Raw genomic sequence first — 23184 nt, 5'->3', positions numbered from 1 at the left:
GAGAAGCGATTTATACGATTCAAGATAATGCTGAAAGTCAGCCATCATGATGGAGCATTTTTAAATATTGCATTGCAATTTGCTGAGAAAAATCTGTGCTATCTTGTAGTTGATTGGCAATTGCTTCATCTGCAACCCCATGCACACCTGAATAAATCAACAAAGCGGTTAATCTTGGCTGTTCTAAATGCCAAATACCCGCCTGCTGCCCTCCATTTAAGATTTGCAGCAGTTGTTCCAATATCATATTTTTTTCATTATTTTTTCGTTCATGGTGATGTGCACCAAAAACAATATCATGTATAGCATAGCTTTCGAGATAGGTTTGTATATTGGCAGAGATCCAAACCTTAAATTGACTGACCCAATCTTCAGCATCACATGTTGCAACTGCGGTGTCTAAGGCCGCGATAAAAAAATCGATATAACGTTTTTTTAATGCTTCAACAATATGCTGTTTCGATTCAAAGTAATGATAAAAGGTCCCTTTAGCAACGCCCACACTGGCAATAATTTCGCTAATGGTGGTAGCTTCTACACCTTTTTCTAAGAAAAGCGTTTGTGCAGCATTCATCAGCTCATCAATTCGGACTTCTGCTGGCTTGGTTTGCCTTTTTGTCACCTGAGTAGAAGCGACTTGAGATTGTGATGACATACTTCTCTATTTTCTACACGCAAAAATTTAATTATAGAGGAGCCTTATCTAATTCACAATTGAAGTGACTATTCGACAATCACTTCAACATTAATATAACTTCCTTTATTGTGACTAGATAAGTCTTAAAATTAAATCCTTTTAGAGTACCCAATAATATGACTTTTACTAGATACTCTAAGCCTCAATTCAAGTTAATAAAAGCGGACTAAAACATATTAAAATAAATAGGAAAAACCCCTAACAATCGAAGCTCTTCAAACAATTGTACAAACGCAGCAACCCAGAAAAACCAGATCACCTGAGCTAAGAACACCCTAAAATGTTTGGATGACACTTGGCAATATTGCGGTTCAGAATAATTTTTAAAACTCGGCCAAAAGCGTGGTGTAGTTTGAGTATAATTCAAATACAATTGATCAAATTTTTTCCTCAAAAAACGCTCTTCTTGACGTATGACAAAGTAATAATAAACTAAAAAAAACAAACTAAAAGCCAAAGGAAAGAACAAGGTTTCAGTTAAAAACATAATCCCCAGTGCAGCTAAAAAACTAAAGAAATAGAGTGGATTTCGACATATGGAATATGGACCATCCATAACTAACTTCGCGTTTTTATGACCTAAAATATAGATACTGCACCATATCCGTCCCATCGCACCAATTCCTACTAAAAACCAACCGAGCAACCATAAAAGATGCTCAATCAATGGAAAAGTGTCGTGCCATAGACCAAAACTAAAAGCAATAATTATTGCCAATACAAAACCAATAACTCTTGAACCCATGGTCCTTATTCTGGAGGAAAATATAATACTCATATTATTTTCTCCCACAACAAAATAAACCATATTTTCTCGAATAAAATTTCGCATGACCTTTAATCAATTTTAAAGAATACAAAGTACTTATTTTAAACGTAAAATTTACATACGATGATTCCACAAAATAACATATAGATTTTTTTTGACTAAACATTTAAATACTCCTCAGCATATACAAAAATATAAAATGGTGGGAGCTGCTTTAGCTAACCACCGTATAGCTAATTGAATTTAGGAGGAGGAAATAAATTATTTAATTCAGGGGATTGATATAAATTCAACCACCTGTATCTCTGAAAAGTCAGAAGATTAAAAAATAGATTAAATGTATTTTCAAAATAGCGTTCTATTTTTAAATCAGCAAAGTTCGATATGAAATTACATTTATCATTTAAACAAATATTTTGACAAAACTGATTTATTTCATTGTTATATCTTATTTTTTCAATATTTCTTTCAACATCACTTATGGCAATAAGTGATTCTTTATCATCAATATTTTGTTTTATATGGGATTGAGTCGAAATTTCATTAAGGCATAAAGATTCAACCACATACCAGACATTCTGAAATGCAAATTGAAACATCAATAGCCAAACAAAAAACAGCTTCTTTCCCATTACAACTTTCTGTAAACAATATTCATGATATTTAAAAACTCAACCAAGTAAGTTACTGCTCTACAAAGATAAAATAGATTCCAAGAAATTCATTTAAAATAATACTAAAGCGATTCCATATCTGTGTGAATTTTCACAATCCTACTCATTTTAAAAATTAATGATTAATTTTATATAGTAGTTTTTTAAATTTACAATTACATTTATACAAAAATGAAACAAGATATTGGTAAATGTTCGATAAAGCATTTTTATTACAAAATTGTCATTAATTAAATATTTTATAGATAGAAAACAGATTACAGGTCAAGTGAAAAAAATAAATCCATAATTTTAAAAGCTTAATGCATCAGAAATTAAAAAATCATAGTTATATAAGCATTACCCATTATGAGGATATTTTACTGCTACATAATGGGTATCTTGATATTGAATTGCAAAGAATCATTTAAACTTAGGCATATTGTTTAAATATGCCAACGCTTGCTCTGTTGAGCCTTCATTGAGTGGGCTATGCTTGGGATTAAAATAACGTATACAGGCACGTATCATATAACCAGCTCTAGGGACTCGGTCTTGTCGAGCTGCTCGAAAATAATCCTTAAAACGAAAACGATGCGGTAATTGCGGGTCTTGTTGGACCAAGTTTTCGACAGCAATATAAGCCAATACAATAAATAATGGCAAGGTAAAAACAGCCGCACCTGTTCGCAACAAAATATTATTGCTCAAGTGCCTAAACATGGCATCTGCCACTTCACGATGTTCAACCTCTTCAGCGCCATGCCATTGTAATAAACGTAACATTTGTAAATTTACAGGTGCAGTTTGTAAGCCCTCAGCATTTAAAACCCAATGACCCAATACACCTGTAAGATGCTCTGCTGCTGCAACCATAGCCAATCGTGTCGTCAACCAAGTTGATTTTAAGCGTGGATGTTTTAACTCATAACCGAATGGTTTAGGACCAATCATGTCATTAAATATCCAGTTCATCATTTCGGTATAACGACTTAAATCAATTCCTAAAGCTTCTATATGTCGCGTACCTAAGGTATGTCCATAGCTGTGAGCACCCTCTTGTTTAATAAAGGCCATGGCTACAGCCTTTAATTGCTCATCTTGAACAAACGGTAATGCGTCTCTAAAAGTCTGACAAAACCAACGTTCTGGTGCTGGTGTAATTGGGTTAATTAAATTCAGCATTTGCGTCGCCATCGGATCATCATAAATCCAATGACTGGGAGTTTCAGCAAAATCAAATACTGGACGTCTTGGAACAATCGTATGGGTTTCTTTGATTAAACCACTCATGATAAAACTCCTTGTATCGCAAATCGTCTAACGATTAGTCCTGTGTCAAAATGTTAAAACCCATGCGAGGGCCAAAGGCGATCAACGTACGGAATAATCCCTTAATTGCCTTGGGTTGCTGACCACTGCTGATCCGACGAAATTGGGCAGCATGCCAAGCCAGTTGTAGATAGGCGTCGACAGGTTTGTATCCAACAGCAGGAATTTTTGCAGGATCAAGTAGTGATTTTCCAGCTAAAAGTTGTTTGGCTAAATCTGGTTGCAAAGCAAAAGGACGAGCCAAACCAATTAAATCAACAGTACCATCAGCAACAATCCGGTTCATCAAATCGACATCACGCAGTCCGCCTGTCAGCATTAATGGCAGTTTGCTATGTTCACGAAGTGCAGTCGCATAATCAAGGAAATAGCCATCACGCTGAGCCTGTCGATCAGGTGCATATCCCAACTGTGCAGGAGATTCATAATTGCCCCCTGAAACCTCTAATAAATCGATACCCTCAGCTTCTAGAGCTAAGGCAATTTGAAGAGATTCGTGCTGACTTAATCCGCCCTTTTGAAAGTCAGCAGAATTTAGTTTGACACTTAGGATCTTATTTTTGCCGATGGCCTGACGCACTGCACGCACCGTTTCAATCAAAATCCGTTGTCGATTTTCAGGATTCCCGCCCCATTGATCTGTACGTGTATTTGCCAATGGAGATAAAAATTGTGATAACAAATAACCATGTGCGGCATGTACCTGTACACCATCAAACCCAGCTTTCACAGCCAATGCAGCCGTGGTCGCAAAACGTTTAATTTGCTCCAAAATCTCTGCCTCAGTCATCGCACGCGGAATACGAATAATATTCATTGCAGGCAGATCTAGCCCAACTGCTGATGGCGCGATTGGCTTTTTTAATAATGGAAGTACAGCAACACGACCAGGATGGTTAATTTGCATAATAATCTTGCTGCCATTTGCTTGTGCAGCTTGGGCCCATAACTTATTTGCCTGTAAGAATTGTTCATCTTGCAAAACGACATTGCGTGGCTCAACAAATGCACGAGAATCAATCATGACATTCCCTGTGATTAATAACCCAGTTCCTCCTCTTGCCCATACAGCATAGAGTTGTTGTAAGTCTATGGTTGGTGAACCATGTCGATCCGCCAATTGCTCACTCATGGCCGATTTTGCAATACGGTTTGGTATCGTTATACCGCAGGCCAAGGTTAATGGTTGCTTTAACGGAGATTTTGCGAGTATACGTTGTGCCATTGGATGAATTCCTAAAATAATTGGATGAATGAGTACGCTGTAAATTTCAATTTCTTGTTTATTTCAGTTACTACTCATTGAAATATTGATTTTTTAATAGGCGCATCATGTTTCTATTGTCATGCTGCCAAGGATGAAAATCGGTTGAGAAGAAGTCGAGATAAGCTTTGCTAATATTCCTCACTAAGCCTTTGCGACCAAACAAATAACCTAGCCCCTGATATAACCCTTTTAAATCTCGTTGCATTCCTGAATGACGCAAAAGCTCTATCGTTCCACGCCCTGTGACCAAAACAAAAGAGAGTGTAGTTTCAAGCATGACTAGGCGTAGAAAATAAGGCCGATTCACTAAGGATTGATAAACATCAAATGCCACCGCCTTATGTTCAGTTTCTTCAATCGCATGCCATACCCATATTTTTCTTAAATGTACATTGAATAATGCGAGATCTTCAGGGGCGGTACTGATGAAATAATCAGATAAAATCGCAGTCAGGTGTTCCATACAAACTGTGCATGCCAATTGATGTGCTGGAGAAAACTGTGTCTGCATCAAACGATTCATCTTTTTAAATCGTTTATAAATTCGGTCGACTGGATAGCCCTTTTTCAGCATGACCCCATTCAATACATCATGCTCTTTACCATGGTGTGCTTCCTGCCCAATAAAAGCGCGAACTTGCTGAAGCAGAATCGGATCTTTAATCTTATTCTGATAATGACGCACACTATGAATAAACTGCCGCTCTCCATCAGGAAAAGCACTAGATAATGCAGTCAATAACAGGGTAAGTAATGGATTATTGCTAAACCAAAATTCAGGAATTTCATCTGGAAAAGTAAAATCCATACTTCTGACTGGAATATCTATCGATGCAGAAACGTGTCTATATTGAATGGCTTTGCTTGAGGAAGGGCTAGTAAACATATTCATCGCCATGCTCCCTATTTATAAAACACGTGGATTAAATTGACGTATTAAGAATAAAGGAGTCCGTAAACGCGGAATCTGAATTGGCGGAATCAAGCCACCAGATAAGTCCACGCGATGCAGTCGTGCGTCAACCACTTTGCCGAGTCCCATGTCATGTAAAGGGTCGTTCACCGTACCTGTAAAGCGTAGTTTCATCTCCACACGGCGAACCTCGACAGGATGTTCTTTAGGGGTAAATCGAACTTCCCGTGGTAAGCTCAAACCTAATCCTCCTGTGATATTACGATGTGGTAAACCTAGAATTGGCGGTGCATCATGAATGACCTCTCCAAGTTTGGCGTCCATTTCAACTAACACAGTGCCACGACGTGATGCTTTGCTTAGAATACGAGTACCATCATTATCCCAACTGATCTCTCCCATTTTTTTGGGATAGCCCAGCAATTCACGCCCAATGATCATGGCCCGATCATCATCCAGAATCATCCATGGACAAAAAATACCTGTTTTATTGCCCACCTGTATATGTACAAACAAACCCGCCTCATGATATGCCCCTGTATAGACATTTTCAGGGAAATAAGCACAGAACAAATCGGCTCTGGCAGGTTTTACCAGTTTCATTCCAGCAGGTAACCAGCGTGCCATTGCTTTTTCATTGACCTCTACCACAGCCGTTAAATATTGAGCATTGTGGTAAAGCTTATTGCCAAGGTTTGCTAAACCAATGGGGATGCGTAAATCATTGATCAGCTGTCTCATGCTTTTAATCTCGAAAATACTTGTTTTAATATGGGTAATAAAATAACGCGTGGGGTATAGCGTCCACCCAGTGTTTGAGCCTGTGCAATAAAACCTGGGATCACAATACGGCGGTTACAATTCATTCCTTGTATCGCCTCTTTGGCTACCCGTTCTGCGGTTACCCAAACAAAACTTCCACCTACACCATCAATTTTTGTAATCCCCGCCACTTCATTAAAACCAGTGATCGTCGGCCCAGGTGCTAATAAGGTACATGTCACACCAGTACCACTCAGCTCACTATGTAGAGATTCAGCAAAGGAGTTCGCGAAAGCTTTACTTGCAGCATAGGTTGCATTGGCTGGTGTTGGTTGATGGCCTGATGTCGAACCCACAATCAAAATTGCACCCGTTTTACGTTGCATCATTTTAGGCAATACAGCTAAAGTAAGATCCTGTACCGCAACAGCATTAACTTCCGTCTCTTCCCGCTCTCGGTCAGCATCCAACTCATGTAATCGGCCAAAAGTGGCAAAACCAGCGTTATTGCATAAAATAGCCACATCCATCTTTTCCAATTCCAGACGGAACTGGGTTCTTGCCTCACGGTTCGCGAGGTCACATGGGCGTAAACTCACGTCTACCTGATATTTCTGACGTAAATGGGTAGCGAGAAGCTCAAGCTTATCTACACGTCGTGCAACCAAAATAAGCGGATAACCACGTTCAGCAAACTGTTTAGCAAGTTCTTCACCAATACCTGAAGATGCGCCAGTAATCACCACTGGTGAATTTTTAAGGGGACGAGGTAAGCTCATCGCAAATACTCAGATCAATAGAATAATCTTAGTATCACGTAGCTAAAACTTGAGCGTGAGATGGAGTTAAGACATAATGCTAATCATTTTCGGCCAACACATAGAACAAAAATGAAAGATCCGTATGGGTTATCAAAAGCCAGTATTCCAATTTCTTATGTTCATTTATTATTAGAAATCATGGTCGAAAAGGGCTTTTCCGCTCCTGATATTTTGCAAAAGAGTAAAATTCCTTTAACACTGCTTAACCAACTAGATGCACGTATTACGCCTTTACAATGGTCGAAATTAGCCTGGATAAGTTTAACCTTGGCTCAGGACTTTGGACTTGGATATGAGTATGGCTTAAAACTGCGTTTAACCGCTCACGGCCCAATGGGATATGCGTTAATGAGTAGCCCCTCTTTGCGTCATGCGATTGAGCTTGCAGTGCAATTTTTTAATATGCGCTTAAAAGATTATCGAATTGATTTTTACGAGGAAGAAAATTTATCTGTCATTGATATTCAAGAAACGCACCCTGTGATCAGTAACGATAAAGAGCAAACTGAAATTTTAAGACGGTTTTTTTATGAATGTTTAATGATCGGAATTATTCAGACAGGTAGATCATTAATAGAAAAAGATTTTTCTCAAGTTGAGTTAAGAGTCGACTGGCCAGAACCACGCTACCATCAGAAATTTCAACAGCAACTTCCCTTGATTCTTTTTAATCAAAATAAAAATCAAATCCGATACAACTTATCACTGCTCAAGCTCTCCCCACAAATGGCAGATCCGATGGCATTTCAACAGGCATTGGCACAATGTGAAACAGAACAAATTCGTTTTTCTGAACAAATTCAAGATATTTGCTTACGTGTAAAAACAGAATTGGTGCTTGTTCCTCAAAAAGGCTACCCTTCTTTAGATAACGTTGCCGAACGTTTACATATGTCGAGTCGTACATTGAGAAGACATCTCAACGAAATAAATTCGTCTTACCTGCTTCTGTTAGACGAAGTCAAATATAAAGAGGCTGAAAAACTTTTACTGAACAGCAATATGGAAATACAAGATATCGCCAATTATCTTGGATATATTCAACCCGCTAATTTTGCTCGCGCATTTAGAAAATGGAGTGGTGTAACGCCGATTCAATTTCGTAAGCAAGCCGTACAATAAAAGCGGCAAGCATTAAAGCAAAAATAAACTATTCATTTTAAAAAGATCAATTAAAAATCTCTGCCACATTTTTACTCTCTTATATTTGCTTTTTCCAATTATTTCTCACTGACAATGCTGCCATTTGCTCAGACTCAAGCTTGCTTTCGATCTTATTGTAACGCCATTTCTCTAACTGATCTTGGCGCAATACTGTTGACAATTTCGCCAATAAAAAATAAATTGAATTCAATTCAGTTTTTCTAAGAATAAAATCATGACCGAAAAAAAGATGGCGACTTACCAACGCTTGATCACTGCAGCAGAACAGGAATTGATTGCAAACAATGGACATATGGAGATCAGTGCCATAGCCAAAAGAGCAAATACATCAGCTGGGCTAACCTATCATCACTTTGGCTCAAAAACAGGTCTGATTGCCGCTGTTGTGGATCAATTCTATGAACCATTGAGAGCGCTTGCTTTGGGTGACAGCATTCCAACAAATATTGAATGGAGAGAACGCGAAAAAACCCGTACCAAAGCAATCATTGACTATTTCTATAATCATCCTCTGGCACCTTTGATTGCTGGGCGACTTGCCCGTGAACCTGAGGTGCTTGATATCGAACGTGCTCATATGGAGGCATTATTAGAAGCTGGTGCACGTAACATTGCTCAAGGGCAGAAGTTGGGGATAATCAGTCCAGATCTTAATCCAAATACAACGGTGGCAATGCTGATGGGAGGTCTGCGTCTGGCGATTGATCAAGCCATCCTTGCCAAAGAAAGGCCCTCAAATGTGGAACTATTCGAACAACTCTGGAATCTGACAAGCAATACCCTACAACTCAGCCCACTGTCATCTGGAGAAACAAGTAAAAAAACCAAGGCAGGAAACAATATGAACTAAGCGTTTCGTTCTGCCCAGCACGTTAAATCAAGGAGCTTTCAATGTCTAAATTAGATATTCGTCAATATAATAAAAAAGATCACGCAAAGACCCATCGACAATTACAACCAGGGCCTGAGCGAAATACGCCAGAAATCCAACGAGATTTCCAAACCTTAATGCGTGATGGTTATGTCATCATCAACAACCTGATCAGCAAAGAAACCTGCAAGCAGATTAAGCAAGAAGGCCTTACTCTTCTCGACCAAACTGGACGCAACCCGTTTGAAGGTCAGCAAACCCAGCGTGTCTATAATGTTCTCTCAAAAACGCGAATCACTGATCAACTTGCGGTACATCCTCACATTCTTGGTCTTATGGATCGTCTGTTCCAACCCAACTTCCTGCTCTCTCAGAGTCAAATCATCAATATACTTTCAGGTGAAATCGCTCAAAGTCTGCATTATGATGATGCTTTTTACCGCCTCCCCCGCCCTCGTCAGCCACTTGGTGCTGCAACCATCTGGGCAATTGATGATTTTACCGAAGACAATGGTGCAACAGTCATTATTCCTGGCAGTCACCGTTGGGGAGATGATCGTTTTGCACAAAGATCAGAAGCGATACCCGCAGTGATGCCTGCAGGTTCGGTGATCTTTTTTCTCGGTACGACTTGGCATGGTGGCGGTCAAAATCATTCGAAATCCTCACGCTTTGCGATTACTCATCAGTACTGTGAAGCCTATGTCCGACAGCAAGAAAACTATTTGCTTGAACTTTCCAAAGATACGGTAAGGTCGATTTCACCTGAACTTCAAGCCTTGGTTGGTTACTCAATTTACCCACCATTTATGGGTATGGTTGAGGGCATGCATCCACTGCGTACATTAGAAAAATCTGAATAAGCTTGTTTTATAAGTCTTTTTTAGAAGTATAGATACCCCTCATCCTAGCCTTCTCCCAAAGTGAGAAGGCTCTTTCAATAGTAATGTGATTCACTCAATATGATCATATTTTAATAGATGGAAGCATTCTAATATCCCAGTGTTCAATATCTTTTAAAATTGCCTCAACAACATCGTTTTCAAACTAGGTTATCTATAGCCAATCTATTACAATGGCTTCTTTTATTCAGCACAGCATATTTTGAATCGCTCATCTTCCCAATTAAAACGTGGACTTAAAAATCGTCATATCCAATTGATCGCTATGGGTGGCGCTGTGGGTACAGGATTATTTTTAGGTTCTGCACAAGTCATCCAATCTGCTGGTCCTTCGATTATTTTAGGCTATGCCATCGTCGGTTTGATTGCCTTTTTAATCATGCGCCAAATGGGTGAAATGATTGTAGAAGAACCTGTTGCAGGTTCATTCAGTTATTTTTCACAAAAATATTGGGGAAAATTTCCTGGCTTTTTATCTGGCTGGAATTACTGGGTAATGTATATTTTAGTCGCCATGACTGAACTTACAGCGGTGGCTAAATATGTGCATTATTGGTGGCCGCATATTCCCGCTTGGGTCTCCGCTTTATTTTTCTTTGTCATCGTGACTGGTTTTAATCTAGGCAATGTTAAATTTTATGGTGAATCTGAATTTTGGTTAGCCATTATCAAAGTTGTTGCTGTGATTTCGATGATTGTGTTTGGTTTATATCTTTTGCTCACAGCAGGTGCGGATTCAACTGCAACTGTGGCAAACCTCTGGCAACATGGCGGATTTTTCCCACATGGTTTTTCAGGGTTATTTTATATGCTGGCCTTTTTAATGTTTGCATTTGGCGGCATTGAATTGATTGGGATGACGGCTGCCGAAGCAGAAAACCCTGAAAAAAGCATACCGCAAGCAGTCAATCGCGTGATTTTCCGTATTTTGGTTTTTTATGTGGCTTCTCTTGCCATCATCATGTCCTTAATTCCATGGAATCAACTTGATCTTGGCGGTTTAGATAAAAGTCCCTTTGTAATGATTTTCAGCCAACTGGGCTTAGGTTGGGCAGCACATTTACTCAATTTTATTATTCTAACTGCCGCGCTTTCGGTATATAACAGTGGTATGTATGCCAATAGTCGTATGCTGTATGGGCTTGCAGTACAAGGCAATGCACCGAAGATGTTTGCAAAAGTCAGCAAACAAGGTGTACCAATCACTGCGGTGATCTTCTCTTCTATACTGATTTTTGGTTGCGTGTTACTAAATTATTTTGTGCCTGAAGAAGCTCTAAGTCATCTGATGTATTTGGCTGTTGCTGCTCTGGTTTTAAACTGGGCACTGATTAGTTTTACCCATTTAAAATTTAAACGTGCTAAAAAGCTGGAAGGGACAAGGGTAAAATTCCCCTCATTGTTTTCACCTGTAAGTAATTATATTGTTTTAGTTTTTATCAGTATGATCCTATATATCATGTGGGTGCAAAACTTTAAAGAATCGGTCATTTTGATTCCAATCTGGATTATTGTGATGTTTGGATTATTTAAAATTTTGAGTTGGAATAAATCACGTTAGTATTTTAAAGGCTTATTTAGGATCTGTTGACATTTCATATCTATAACATTCAAATGTTAATATCCATAAGCTCAAGTGGGTATAAATGAAGCAGGGTCTTTTGGAAAATTTTATGACACAAGATACAAAACGAAATAAAGGTTCATCGATCACACGAGTACTTGAAATTTTAGAAGCGATTGGTGAAGCAAAACATCCCCCTTCCCCACTTGATCTCTCTTTAGCACTTGATATTCCCAAACCCAGTATTCATCGACTCATCCAACTATTAGAAAAAGAAGGTTATGTCAAAGTAGATTTACATGGTGGCTTGTTGGTGGGTGGAAGAGTCAAACAATTACTATTTAATGTTTGGGAAAATGAAAAATTTAGAATTGAACGGTTTTCTATTTTAGAAAAACTATCAAATAAGATTGGTGAAACCTGTGGTATAGCGATCCTACAAGATAATCATATGTTGTATGTAGACCGTATACAGACAAACTGGCCATTACAGGTATATTTACCCGTCGGTTCAACAGTGCCTGTCTGGTGTACATCGAGTGGCAAACTTTTTTTAAGTCATTTATCCGCAGAAAAAAGGAAAAATATTTTAAAAAATATTCCAATCACCCAGTACACCAAAAATACCATTACAGATCTTAATTTGCTGGAATCTGAAATTCAGCGTATTGGCGTGACAAATTTAGGCACCGATAATGAAGAGTTTATCGCAGGGATGGTGGCCTGTTCAGTACCCATATTCCATCCCAATGGTGAAATCATTGCTTGCTTATATACCCATGCGCCAAGTATTCGAAAATCCTTAGATGACTTAATCAGCTATCAAGATGCATTAAGAGATGCAGCCAATGATTTAAACATCTATATAAAAAATTCAATCGATTAAATAATAAAAGCTAGCGACTTAGAAGACCCAAGTCTCTAGCTTTAAAAACTCAAGCCTTAAAATGATCCAAAATAAGTACCCAGCGTAATCACTCCGATCAGCGCAAGTAGTGGAAAAATAACTGCGACCACAAACATATCGTAATAAGACTGTTTATGCGTGAGACCACAAAGTGCAATAATGGTAATTACAGCGCCGTTATGTGGAAGAGAATCTAAAGATCCAGAAGCCATAGAAGCAACTCTGTGCATTAATTCAGGTGAAATGCCAAAATCTTGTGCTAGATTCATATAGGTTTCACCCATCGTATTTAATGCGATACTCAAACCTCCAGACGCAGAACCTGTGATCCCAGCCAGTACATTGACCAAAATTGCTTCAGAAACCAGTGGATTACTCGGCGCTAAACTAACTAAAAAATCTTTTAAAATGACAAAACCCGCTAAAGATGCAATAACTGACCCATATCCGACTTCTGAGGCGGTATTAAAAATAGGTAAAAATGAAGAAGAAACACCATTTTGAATACTGTCTCGAATATCGTTAATCCGTTTCCAATTGAGCACAATAATGGCAATACATGCGATCACCAATGCTGTAATGATCGACCATAAACCAATCACAGAATTTAGATTGGTGTGACCAAATTGAGCCGTGGCCAAATATGAAGTATCCATACTTGGAAAAATCACTTTAGATAATATTAAATTCGATAAAATTACCAATACAATCGGGATCATTGCAATCAGTAAACTAGGATCTAAATGCGTTAAAATTTCTTTATGCTGTTCAATATGATTGCCATAGCCTTCGCCTTGTTTTATCGAATGCTCGACTCTTCTATTCAGCCACCACATCCCCGTGATTAACATAAAAAAAGAGGCAATGATGCCAAGCACAGGTGCAGCATATAGATCTGTTTTAAAATATGGCATTGGAATTGCGTTTTGAATCGCAGGCGTACCAGGCAATGCGGTCATTGTAAAGGTTAATGCACCCAACATAATTGCCGCAGGAATGAGTCGTTTAGGAATAGCCAATTCTTTAAATAATGCTGAAGCAATTGGAAATACAGCAAAACCCACTACAAAAAGCGAGACACCGCCATAGGTTAAGATTGCACAGGAAATCACAATCGATAACATCGCACGCTGATGCCCTAAGCGTTCAACAAAAAAAATTGCGATTGTGCGAGCTGATCCACTGTCATCCATGAGTTTGCCAAAGACAGCGCCTAACAGAAAAAGTGGAAAATATTTAATGATGTACCCACCTAGACCACTCATAAATACTTGCGAATAAAACCCTAATAATTCATGCGTCATTCCACTCCAAATGACCGCAAACAGTGCAAGTACAGGCGCCAAAATAATGACACTAAAACCTTTGTAAGCTAAATACATCAGCAATACCAAGGACACTACTATTCCAAATAGTCCTATCATTCTAAACTCCATTTATTTAATTATATTGATACATAATGTATCGTTATATATGTATAGCTAATTTTTAATGATGAATCTAGACAAAATTCTTTTTCACTTTGAAAAATAGACTAAACTACTGTTATTTATCACTAAATAATTATATTTAAATAAAATTCATAAAAAACCTGTTTACATATAATTTTATATTGATACGATACATATCAATATACAAATATTATAAAGCCAATTTACAGCATGCAACTTGGTCTTTTTCAAATACAAAATGCATGTAAATGGAATGAAACTAAAATGGAGTTCGCTTATGTCACACACGATTTTGTTGCCCAGATTTCTTGAAGTCGGAAAAAATGCCCGAGAGAAAATTCCTTATATTTTAAAAAGCTTAGGCTGTAATAAACCACTGATCATCACTGATCAAATGATGGTCAAGTTAGGCTATATCGCCGATATTCAAAAGATTCTTAAAAGTGAAAATATTGAAGCAGACTTTTTTGACCAAACAATTCCAGAACCCACCTCAAGTTCTATTGAAGCTGGGGTTCAGTTTATTCAAGCACATCAATATGATTCAATTATCGCTGTGGGTGGTGGCAGTCCAATTGACAGTGCAAAAGCCATTGGCATCTTAGGTCGCTATGGTGGAAAAATCCGAGATTATAAGTTCCCTAGACAAGTCAATGAACAGGGCTTACCAATTATTGCCGTTCCAACAACAGCAGGCACAGGTTCTGAAGCAACCAAATTCACGATCATTACTGATGATGAAAGTAATGAAAAAATGCTCTGTGTCGGTGCTGGTTTTATGCCCATTGCTGCGATTGTAGATTATGAACTAACGTTAAGTTTACCTGCCCGTACCACAGCAGATACAGGTATAGATGCTTTAACCCATGCGATTGAAGCCTATACCAGCAAAAAAGCCAATCTATATAGTGATACTCAAGCATTAGAGGCAATGCGCTTAATTGGCCCAAATCTTAAAAAAGTCTATTTTGATCCAAATGATGAAGTTGCCCGAGAAGCATTAATGCTGGGTGCAACATTGGCTGGTGTGGCTTTTAATAATGCATCTGTTGCCTTAGTTCATGGCATGAGTCGCCCTATTGGTGCGTTTTTCCATGTCCCACATGGCTTATCAAATGCCATGTTATTGCCCATGATTATTGAGTATTCAATACCGGCTGAGCCGAAAAAATATGCAGACTGTGCCAAGGCTATTGGTGCAGCGCAGCAAAATGATTCTATTGAATCTGCCAATGCCAAGTTAATTGAAGCATTAAAAGACATTAATACATCCCTTCAAGTGCCAACTTTAGAAGCTTTTGGAGCAGATAAGCAATATTTTGACGAAGTCGTAAATACTATGGCAGAACAAGCACTTGCTTCAGGCTCACCAAGTAATAACTCTCGTCTTCCAACGAAAGAAGAAATCGTAAAACTTTATCAGCAATTATGGTCTTAATTTTTAACCAAAATAAATCAGGAGATCTCAATGAATACAATCGGGCATTTTATTAATGGACAACTTTCAACAGAAGCGAGTCGTAGCCAAAAAGTATTTAATCCAGCAACAGGTGAATCAAATTCTCAAGTGGCCATTGCCAGCCAAAAAACGGTACTTGATGCAATAGCAGCAGCAGAAAATGCCTTTCCGGCATGGCGTGATACGCCAGTGATCAAACGTGCGCGAGTCATGTTTAAGTTTAAAGAGTTGCTGGAAAAAAATGCCGATAAAATCTGTGAGCTGATTGGTTTAGAACACGGTAAAATTTGCCATGATGCAGCTGGGGAATTACAGCGCGGGATTGAAAATGTTGAATATGCTTGCGGTGCACCCGAATTTTTAAAAGGTGAATTCTCCAAAAATGTTGGACCGAATATTGACTCTTGGAGTGAATTTCAACCTTTAGGTGTCGTTGCAGGGATTACCCCATTTAACTTTCCTGTGATGGTACCACTTTGGATGTTCCCAATGGCAATTGTCTGTGGCAACTGCTTTATTTTAAAACCTTCTGAGCGTGATCCATCTTCAACATTATATATTGCTCAATTATTAAAAGAAGCAGGACTTCCTGATGGTGTCTTTAATCTGGTCAATGGCGATAAAGTTGCAGTAGATACACTTTTAAATGATCAGCGTATTCAAGCGGTTAGTTTTGTAGGCTCAACACCAATTGCTGAATATATTTATAAAACGGCCACAGCTGCGGGCAAACGTTGCCAAGCTTTAGGTGGGGCAAAAAATCACGCCATTATCATGCCCGATGCAGATGTTGATAATGTGGTGAATTCCCTCCTTGGCGCTGCTTTTGGTTCCTCAGGTGAACGGTGTATGGCACTTTCTGTTGCGGTTGCAGTCGGTGACGAAATTGCAGATACCGTCATTGCTAAACTTCAAAATGAAATCAGTAAATTAAAATTCGGACATTTTGCCGATAAAAATAATGATTTTGGACCTGTGATTACGGCAGAACATAAAGCCAAAGTGATTGGTTTTATTGACAGTGCAGAGCAACAAGGTGCAAAAATCGTTGTGGATGGCAGACAAGCAAGCGTTGACGATTTCCAAAATGGCTTTTTTGTGGGGCCTACTTTAATTGATCAAGTTACCCCGAATATGCATAGCTACCAACAGGAAATTTTTGGCCCTGTCTTACAAATTATGCGGGTAGAGACCATGCAACAAGCCATGGATCTGATTGATAACCACGAGTATGGTAATGGAACATGCATCTATACTCGTGATGGAGAAGCAGCACGTTATTTTTCTGATCATATTAAAGTAGGTATGGTGGGTATCAATGTTCCTTTGCCTGTACCTGTCGCTTATCATAGTTTTGGTGGTTGGAAACGTTCACTCTTTGGTGATTTGTATGCGTATGGTCCAGATGGTGTACGTTTTTATACACGTCGAAAAACTATTACTCAACGCTGGCCTTCTGCCAACATTCGAGAAAACAAACAATTTTCAATGCCGACTTTAAACTAAGACTATTCAAATTAAGATGGTTCAAATTTAGACTGTTTATTGATAAAACGGTTCTGACTATGTTGGGAAGTATTCAACCCTATTTTGGATACTTCCCAAATATTTTGACATTTAAATTTTAAATCGAACTTATAATTTTCCAAAATCACGTACAAATATTATTTTAATAAAAATATTTTAAATTTAACAATTTTTTAATCCATTAAACATAATTTACCAAATTTAAAATACAAATTAAGCACCCTCCTCTCATGCAACGTTAAATAAAAAATTAATTTAAAAAACACAAACACTCAATTTAAATATTTAAAATCCATAAAATAAAACCCTCACATTATAAAAAATTGGTTAAAAATTGATTTATTCAAAATAAATTTTAAAATACATTAATGACAAAAAACCAAATACGATATCAAAGAAAATCTTAAATTTTATTTTTAAAACCGAATAAAACAACTATAAATATATACTTTATCACACCAAAAACAAATCAAGACTCATAATCAAACAATGATTTATTTAGATCCAAAAAATATAAATCAGAACCATATAAAAAGATAATCATTTTTCCCTCATGTTTAATCCCTTGAATCCTATAGTTGATCAAACCATTTATCGACTTTATTTCAATACTATAATGACTCATCAAATTTTTTGCTTTTTTGGGATTTACTTGTCGTAACACATAAACCAATTGGACAATAATTGTTTTGTTAAAATCAGATCTTTTCTGCGCAATCGCAAACCTACTTATATGATTTTTTTGAAGTTTTATACTCCTCATTTACTTTTCATCACTATTAATGACGTCAGAAGATTTTAAAATTAAGCGTTGGATGACTGTTCGAGTAACTGAGTAATGCTTAGCAATTGAATAAACAGTATGGCCTTTTTTAAACTTATCCAAGGCTTCTTTCTTTTGCTTATCAGTTAAAATCTCGGGACGACCTACACGCTTTTTTGCTTTATTCATAATGCTCTTTTTAGAAAAACTAGATTTCTCTTCAAAATCAGAACATAACTTTAAAAAATGCATAAATAATTTCTTAAGATCTCCCACAATTTCATTTTTAGAAAAATCTAAACAGATTAATCGAATTTTTTTTTTAAAAATCAAATTTACACTTGAAGATACTTCATTAAAGTTACCACCTAATGAATCAATTCCATTGATTAACAATAAATCACCGCTTTCCATCGCATAATTGACTAAATTAATAAATTTATTTCTATATTTTAATGATATACCGGCTTCCACCTCTTCAAAGATCACTCGTTTATTTGGTATTTCATAACCAGCGTTTGAAATATAGGAGACATAATTACTGTCTTTTATAGACAAATCATCAACTCTAAAATATGCATAGACTCGCACAACAAATAACCCTCTTATAATTAAAACAATTATTATAATCTTATACTAATAAAAAAAACATCTGTTGAAAATTATATTGGTGTTTTAAACACTATTAATGATTTAAAAACATAAAATCAGAATCATTATAAAAAAATAGCAGGATTAATTTAAACACACGAAATACGAAAAAATTATTTAACAAACAAATACAAGAAATTAGCGACAAAATAAACAATATGATGTAAGAATTTTTTTCAAAAAATAATTGTTTATTTCACTGGTGCTTAATATAAAAAACCACTTAAATAAATAAAAGAATATAGCTTAGGTGTTTTTAATAGTGTAAATTAATAATTTAATTATATGTATTCTTTTTTATAATTAACATCATGATAAAAAATCATGATGTTATTGTGAGTATCTCTTAAAATTCGACCTGTACAGTTACAGTATCACTATATTTACCAGCAGGCAGACTCAGTGAATTTGTATCCAGAATTTTTGTTGTGAAAGCATAACCCTGCTGAGTTTTCGCATCATAAATACCAGGATTTGTAGTCGCAACATCGCTCAACCACTGCTCGTTATTTCTTCCCCAGCGTTCCGTAGTTGAGTTTTTATAAATTTCATAACTCATATAGTTATTCCCCGTTTCTGACTTCATTGCACGTTGATTGCCATTTTGTGGATAAAGACCATCATTCAGGCTCACTTTATAAGGTGTCTTGACTGAACAGCGTATTCCCATCGAGGTTTTCACTGGTGTAAAGGCATCTGCAAAGGCTGCTGTTCCAAAATTCACATCATTGGTCGCAATACGGCAGTCTGGTAAAACTTCAATACTCAAATTTAGAGAAGAATCACTACCACTTCCCCAATCAAACCCGAGTCCCAAAAATCCACGATTAAAACCAGGGCTTGAAAAATAAAATCCTATTCCAGCTACAGCAATTGCAGGCACAGAATAATACCATTTGACTTTAAATGGTGTTTCAGCTCGGTAAATCCCAGGCGATACAGCTTGTCCAGAATTAATCTTTGCATAAAATGGTAACGCACCATTAGGCCCCGTAAAGAAATTGATAATTGTAAAGCTACTCATATCTCTTTCTTGCCCCACATTAATTGGATTACTATTGGTATCCAAATAATTCACCGTAAGGCGTTCACCAGTGACACTATTGATATAGTTTATTGGCATCTGATCGACCCGATATTTCAGATAAGTGGTATTTAAAGCAGCCAAACTAAATCCACTACAGGATAAACCTGCACTGAATTGCGAAGATTGAACTCCATTTTCTGCCAGAGTAATGGAAGGAACCTTACCAATGGACACATTGCCACTTGAGTTAACGTTACAATCTGCCTGACTTTGAGCAGCAATCAATATTAATCCAGAGAATAATAGACCTGTAGGTATTATTTTTTTTAAAGTAATCATGGTTTAGCCACCTCACGACAAACAACCGACTTAATCACTGCAATCTGTTGTTGCGCTTGTTTTAAATCCAACGAAAAGTTTGCTTCACATATGCTCTGATCTGGCAGTTGCACCCGAATGCTATTCTCTGCACCTAGATCTTCAAGATAAGCAATCCCGTCCATCCCTACATAACTCGATTCTTGATCCGCACGATGTACCACCGCACCCACTGGAATCGCTTGCCCATTGCTTTGCACTAAATACACATTCGCCGCATAAGACTGTTTGATTGGGAAGCCAATCACCACACCTGAACCTCGTTTTGCCGCAATCCGATTTTCAACTTGGGTTGCATTAAAGTTGGAAGGTAAATCGATCGGGTTAATACTGTATTTAGCCGCGTAATATGGGGTCACCGATGGTACAAAAACATAACCCTTGGCGTTGCTCCGCCCCACCAAACTGTTTTCATAATGCACAGGAACATCTGCAATTTTGTTGGTATCAATCAAAGCAAACGACTCACCCAATCGGTTGGCAGCAAAGACATTGCCTGACATCAACACCACTGAACCGGAAAGTCCAAACCAATAGTTGTAATCATGGCTACCCGACATGCCGACATCGGTATTAAAATATTGGTTACGGTAGCTCACGCGTGCTTGATTGTAGTCATCGCTGTTTTCATTAAAACGTCGAGTTAAATCAACACCAACACCACCGTCCAATGGCACACTGCGGTTATAGTTGATATAAGCATAATCACCACTGGATTGTTGGCTATAACCTAGATTGGCAGTGGATCTGCTCTTGGAAAATGGAACCGATAACTGAAATGCTGCACTCCACTCTTTTTCTACAAAATCCCGATTGGCACTTAACGACACTGTCGCACCACGCAGATAGGACGGTAACACCGGTGCCCAAGACAGGTTCATCAGTTTATTTTCAATGTCTCGGCTCTTGGTTCGGATATAGGCCACCCCAAAAGTACCCGACTTTTCTGTGGCAAAATAAGTATTGGCAACCAAACTTTTATGACTGTTGGCTGAAATCAAATCTGTATATTGCAAACGTGAAAGATCATAATAATCCTGATCGCGTTGGGTATGATTGAGACTAAATCCAAAGCGTTGTTGGTTATAGCTATAACCTAGCGTGTATTGATTTCCCTTGAGGTTTTTATTTCCGTTCAAGTTATTATTTAACTGATTAAGCTCTCCATCTGCCCAGCTTTGGGTTGCCGAACCACTTAACACCCCAAACCGATTCAGCTTAAGCACTGAACCCAATCCAGCCAACTGAATTGAATCGGAGAGTTCAACCCGTCCTTCAGCCGTGAACCAGTCGTTAATCCCGTAACGCGCATCCGCTGAACTGGCAAATTTGCCATATTCAAAGTTCTTAATCCCATAGTCTTCGCGGATTTGTCCCATAGACACGGAATAATCCAATAACCCTGGTTTAAGCAAAGTATTCGAAATATAAAACGGCACTGAGGTTGCCACCTGACGGCCAACACTATCTGTGGTGACAATTACCGCTTCGCCTTTACCATTGATAAACGGAACATTATTTAGAATAAAAGGACCAGATTGCACATCGGTTGAATTGGCTTTCTGTCCATTGATTAATAAATCTACGGTACTCGGTAAGGCCGCTTGTCCTTTAAACTGAGGTAAAGGATAGGTAATCAAATCTGGACGAGTGCCAAAATTACGTTGTAACTGCAATCCACCTAAACGCACTGAACTTCCCCAGGCGTTTTTACTTCCCGTAATCACATCACCCGCTAAAAATGAAACTACCCTGACAGGGTCATCATATTGCCAAGTGGTGTCATAGCGGCGGTAGCCATCATTATCTTGATTTGAGTCGTTTGAAATCCCCTCAGATTTAAAATCAGTCTTGCTATAAACCCCTGAATTTCTCAGTACGCCATAAGGCGAGAAAAAGCGTTGCTCTGTAAAGAGTGTGCTGCTATAGCCACCATTCTCTGGCCGATAAGTATAAAAGTCATAGTTATTTAATAGACCAATACCCGACTGCGCTGTTTCAGGTTGATACCAAGAATCCAAGCCGCGTATCTGCACTGGCATCCAGCTAGCAGGAAGATCTAGACTAAAATACTGTTGCGCTGAATTGTACTCATACTTCAATTCGGGAATCTGATTGAGGCTGACCCAATCCAAGGCCTTGCCCGAAAAGCCTAAAGTAAATACATCTAGATCCGTCAGGTTTTTTTCTGACTGTTGCTGAAGTGCATCCGCAGGCAGCTTAATCTGTAACTCATCCAGTTTCGATTGCTGAATAAAGTAATGATCGCCTTTGACAATGACCGGTATCACCTGTCGTGTCGAATATTGATTGATCACCAAGTCCAGATAAAGCTTAAATAAGCTATTTACTTCTGAAACATCTCGTGGTGGCGGGGGTAAACCATTTGCATACACGTTACAGCTCAGCAATGGGATATTCGCGACCAATATCAATGTCAGGCTTTTGCATAAAAAAGAAGGGGTATGTAACCCTGATAAATAACCCATTTACCCCCCTCCTTCTTTTTTAATCTCAACCAATTCCTGTTTCACTCCTGAACTGTCAACCCCGTACAAACTGGTTTGACCACTTAGGTTGTTAAGTAACTTGTTGTCCAGATCAAACTTCATGGTGCTGTTTGCCAACACATAACCAAAGGCAGTTTTTCCAAAAGCCATTTGCTCTGAAGTTGGGGTTAATTTAATTCCCGAAAGTCGTGAAAATTTTGAACCAGTATTTTTAATATAAAGTTCAGGTTTGCCCTGTTCATTATTCTTGACCCACCAACTTAATATCGGTTTCGCCAAAGGGTTTTTCGTATTGGTTTTTTGTGAAACTTCAGTTAAACCACTGCCAAGTCCTTTGCCATAGGCAAACAAGGGAATGGAATAACGCATCTGAAAGCTGACCGTGGATGTTTCTTTTTCATTTTCTGGATTCACCTTGATGGGTAATTCATCGACAATAATTCGATAGGCAAGTTCTTTGGCATCAGGTACAGCAGCCGAGCGGGTCAAACGCAACATATGCTTTTCACCTGCCTTGATCTTCGCCACGGGTGGACTCGGAATAACCTCGGTTTGTTCCACATAAGCATCTTGCTGATTATTCTGATCCCATTTAAATACCCGAATCTGTACCATGGCATCAGAGTTACCAGTATTTTGTAGCCATACTGCAGTGGCTTTTTCGTTTTCTTCAATTTTTGGATAGATTGGCCAGATTAAAAAAGTGGCTTGTGCGAATACCGGTGAAGTGACCATCAATATCGCGGCCGCAGAGAAAGTCCTGCCTGACCATATTTTCATTTTATTTAAGCTCATA

At 38.1% G+C, this 23184-nt stretch carries 20 protein-coding genes; 7 read left to right on the top strand and 13 right to left on the bottom strand.

Features of this window, described 5'->3' with window-relative positions; genetic code table 11:
• Nucleotides 1-37: 37 nt before the first annotated feature.
• The 8 genes from FHR28_RS06170 to FHR28_RS06135 form a co-directional block, all read right to left on the bottom strand.
• Nucleotides 38-655 carry a TetR/AcrR family transcriptional regulator gene (locus tag FHR28_RS06170; protein ID WP_166782178.1) on the bottom strand — a complete coding sequence of 206 codons (618 nt, stop codon included), beginning with the start codon at nt 653-655 and terminating at the stop codon, nt 38-40.
• Between the two features lie 208 nt (nt 656-863).
• A complete protein-coding gene (locus FHR28_RS06165; RefSeq protein WP_166782177.1) occupies nt 864-1475 on the bottom strand; it encodes a methyltransferase family protein in 612 nt (203 codons plus the stop codon).
• Between the two features lie 224 nt (nt 1476-1699).
• Nucleotides 1700-2098 (bottom strand): hypothetical protein, encoded by a 399-nt coding sequence (locus FHR28_RS06160; protein WP_166782176.1) that lies wholly within the window; start codon nt 2096-2098, stop codon nt 1700-1702.
• Between the two features lie 444 nt (nt 2099-2542).
• Complete coding sequence (locus FHR28_RS06155) at nt 2543-3412, bottom strand: metal-dependent hydrolase (RefSeq protein WP_166782175.1); 870 nt, start codon at nt 3410-3412, stop codon at nt 2543-2545.
• 34 nt (nt 3413-3446) lie between these two features.
• The gene (locus FHR28_RS06150) at nt 3447-4676 is read right to left on the bottom strand and encodes an NADH:flavin oxidoreductase/NADH oxidase family protein (RefSeq protein ID WP_166782174.1); all 1230 of its coding nucleotides are present in this window, start codon (nt 4674-4676) and stop codon (nt 3447-3449) included.
• Nucleotides 4677-4746: 70 nt separating this feature from the next.
• The gene (locus FHR28_RS06145; protein ID WP_154130521.1) at nt 4747-5610 is read right to left on the bottom strand and encodes a metal-dependent hydrolase; all 864 of its coding nucleotides are present in this window, start codon (nt 5608-5610) and stop codon (nt 4747-4749) included.
• A gap of 15 nt (nt 5611-5625) precedes the next feature.
• Complete coding sequence (locus tag FHR28_RS06140) at nt 5626-6372, bottom strand: acetoacetate decarboxylase family protein (protein ID WP_166782173.1); 747 nt, start codon at nt 6370-6372, stop codon at nt 5626-5628.
• Complete coding sequence (locus FHR28_RS06135; RefSeq protein WP_004822900.1) at nt 6369-7172, bottom strand: SDR family NAD(P)-dependent oxidoreductase; 804 nt, start codon at nt 7170-7172, stop codon at nt 6369-6371. The genes FHR28_RS06140 and FHR28_RS06135 overlap by 4 nt, the downstream gene beginning before the upstream one ends.
• A 111-nt stretch (nt 7173-7283) precedes the next feature.
• Between FHR28_RS06135 and FHR28_RS06130 the strand changes: the two genes are divergently transcribed.
• The 5 genes from FHR28_RS06130 to FHR28_RS06110 all read left to right on the top strand — a co-directional run bounded on the left by FHR28_RS06130 (nt 7284) and on the right by FHR28_RS06110 (nt 12601).
• Nucleotides 7284-8336 (top strand): AraC family transcriptional regulator, encoded by a 1053-nt coding sequence (locus FHR28_RS06130; protein ID WP_166782172.1) that lies wholly within the window; start codon nt 7284-7286, stop codon nt 8334-8336.
• A 256-nt stretch (nt 8337-8592) separates the two neighbouring features.
• Nucleotides 8593-9228 (top strand): TetR/AcrR family transcriptional regulator, encoded by a 636-nt coding sequence (locus FHR28_RS06125; protein WP_105714055.1) that lies wholly within the window; start codon nt 8593-8595, stop codon nt 9226-9228.
• A gap of 41 nt (nt 9229-9269) precedes the next feature.
• Complete coding sequence (locus FHR28_RS06120; RefSeq protein WP_166782171.1) at nt 9270-10112, top strand: phytanoyl-CoA dioxygenase family protein; 843 nt, start codon at nt 9270-9272, stop codon at nt 10110-10112.
• 241 nt (nt 10113-10353) lie between these two features.
• Nucleotides 10354-11712, top strand: a complete 1359-nt coding sequence (locus FHR28_RS06115; RefSeq protein ID WP_081407405.1) for an amino acid permease — start codon at nt 10354-10356, stop codon at nt 11710-11712.
• A 112-nt stretch (nt 11713-11824) separates the two neighbouring features.
• Nucleotides 11825-12601: an IclR family transcriptional regulator gene (locus FHR28_RS06110; RefSeq protein ID WP_151957260.1), complete on the top strand. Its 777-nt coding sequence runs from the start codon at nt 11825-11827 to the stop codon at nt 12599-12601.
• 56 nt (nt 12602-12657) lie between these two features.
• Here FHR28_RS06110 and FHR28_RS06105 read toward each other — a convergent pair whose 3' ends face one another.
• A complete protein-coding gene (locus tag FHR28_RS06105) occupies nt 12658-14046 on the bottom strand; it encodes a GntP family permease (protein ID WP_166782170.1) in 1389 nt (462 codons plus the stop codon).
• Between the two features lie 304 nt (nt 14047-14350).
• Between FHR28_RS06105 and FHR28_RS06100 the strand changes: the two genes are divergently transcribed.
• Both FHR28_RS06100 and FHR28_RS06095 read left to right on the top strand, forming a co-directional pair.
• Entirely contained in the window at nt 14351-15511 is a 1161-nt protein-coding gene (locus FHR28_RS06100; RefSeq protein WP_166782169.1) for an iron-containing alcohol dehydrogenase, read from the top strand.
• A 30-nt stretch (nt 15512-15541) separates the two neighbouring features.
• Nucleotides 15542-17038: a CoA-acylating methylmalonate-semialdehyde dehydrogenase gene (locus FHR28_RS06095; RefSeq protein ID WP_056517966.1), complete on the top strand. Its 1497-nt coding sequence runs from the start codon at nt 15542-15544 to the stop codon at nt 17036-17038.
• A gap of 784 nt (nt 17039-17822) precedes the next feature.
• Here the strand turns inward: FHR28_RS06095 and FHR28_RS06090 are convergent.
• From FHR28_RS06090 to FHR28_RS06075, 4 genes are all read right to left on the bottom strand, one after another.
• Entirely contained in the window at nt 17823-18413 is a 591-nt protein-coding gene (locus tag FHR28_RS06090) for a recombinase family protein (protein WP_056517969.1), read from the bottom strand.
• Between the two features lie 406 nt (nt 18414-18819).
• Nucleotides 18820-19839 (bottom strand): spore coat U domain-containing protein, encoded by a 1020-nt coding sequence (locus FHR28_RS06085; protein WP_056517971.1) that lies wholly within the window; start codon nt 19837-19839, stop codon nt 18820-18822.
• Complete coding sequence (locus tag FHR28_RS06080) at nt 19836-22367, bottom strand: fimbria/pilus outer membrane usher protein (RefSeq protein ID WP_166782168.1); 2532 nt, start codon at nt 22365-22367, stop codon at nt 19836-19838. The genes FHR28_RS06085 and FHR28_RS06080 overlap by 4 nt, the downstream gene beginning before the upstream one ends.
• Nucleotides 22368-23168: a molecular chaperone gene (locus FHR28_RS06075; protein WP_166782777.1), complete on the bottom strand. Its 801-nt coding sequence runs from the start codon at nt 23166-23168 to the stop codon at nt 22368-22370. It lies immediately after the preceding gene.
• Between the last annotated feature and the right edge of the window lie 16 nt (nt 23169-23184).

The organism is Acinetobacter sp. BIGb0196, assembly GCF_011759595.1.
In the GTDB taxonomy this organism is placed as follows: Bacteria; Pseudomonadota; Gammaproteobacteria; order Pseudomonadales; family Moraxellaceae; genus Acinetobacter; species Acinetobacter guillouiae.
The sequence above is the reverse complement of the archived record's forward strand: the minus strand, read 5'-3'. Positions and strand labels throughout refer to the sequence as shown.

Bases quoted from the DNA above. Each gene is read 5' to 3' on its own strand.
- FHR28_RS06170 (WP_166782178.1), bottom strand. From the start codon at position 655: ATGTCATCACAATCTCAAGTCGCTTCTACTCAGGTGACAAAAAGGCAA.
- FHR28_RS06165 (WP_166782177.1), bottom strand. From the start codon at position 1,475: ATGAGTATTATATTTTCCTCCAGAATAAGGACCATGGGTTCAAGAGTT.
- FHR28_RS06160 (WP_166782176.1), bottom strand. From the start codon at position 2,098: ATGGGAAAGAAGCTGTTTTTTGTTTGGCTATTGATGTTTCAATTTGCA.
- FHR28_RS06155 (WP_166782175.1), bottom strand. From the start codon at position 3,412: ATGAGTGGTTTAATCAAAGAAACCCATACGATTGTTCCAAGACGTCCA.
- FHR28_RS06150 (WP_166782174.1), bottom strand. From the start codon at position 4,676: ATGGCACAACGTATACTCGCAAAATCTCCGTTAAAGCAACCATTAACC.
- FHR28_RS06145 (WP_154130521.1), bottom strand. From the start codon at position 5,610: ATGAATATGTTTACTAGCCCTTCCTCAAGCAAAGCCATTCAATATAGA.
- FHR28_RS06140 (WP_166782173.1), bottom strand. From the start codon at position 6,372: ATGAGACAGCTGATCAATGATTTACGCATCCCCATTGGTTTAGCAAAC.
- FHR28_RS06135 (WP_004822900.1), bottom strand. From the start codon at position 7,172: ATGAGCTTACCTCGTCCCCTTAAAAATTCACCAGTGGTGATTACTGGC.
- FHR28_RS06130 (WP_166782172.1), top strand. From the start codon at position 7,284: ATGAAAGATCCGTATGGGTTATCAAAAGCCAGTATTCCAATTTCTTAT.
- FHR28_RS06125 (WP_105714055.1), top strand. From the start codon at position 8,593: ATGACCGAAAAAAAGATGGCGACTTACCAACGCTTGATCACTGCAGCA.
- FHR28_RS06120 (WP_166782171.1), top strand. From the start codon at position 9,270: ATGTCTAAATTAGATATTCGTCAATATAATAAAAAAGATCACGCAAAG.
- FHR28_RS06110 (WP_151957260.1), top strand. From the start codon at position 11,825: ATGACACAAGATACAAAACGAAATAAAGGTTCATCGATCACACGAGTA.
- FHR28_RS06105 (WP_166782170.1), bottom strand. From the start codon at position 14,046: ATGATAGGACTATTTGGAATAGTAGTGTCCTTGGTATTGCTGATGTAT.
- FHR28_RS06100 (WP_166782169.1), top strand. From the start codon at position 14,351: ATGTCACACACGATTTTGTTGCCCAGATTTCTTGAAGTCGGAAAAAAT.
- FHR28_RS06095 (WP_056517966.1), top strand. From the start codon at position 15,542: ATGAATACAATCGGGCATTTTATTAATGGACAACTTTCAACAGAAGCG.
- FHR28_RS06085 (WP_056517971.1), bottom strand. From the start codon at position 19,839: ATGATTACTTTAAAAAAAATAATACCTACAGGTCTATTATTCTCTGGA.
- FHR28_RS06080 (WP_166782168.1), bottom strand. From the start codon at position 22,367: ATGGGTTATTTATCAGGGTTACATACCCCTTCTTTTTTATGCAAAAGC.
- FHR28_RS06075 (WP_166782777.1), bottom strand. From the start codon at position 23,168: ATGAAAATATGGTCAGGCAGGACTTTCTCTGCGGCCGCGATATTGATG.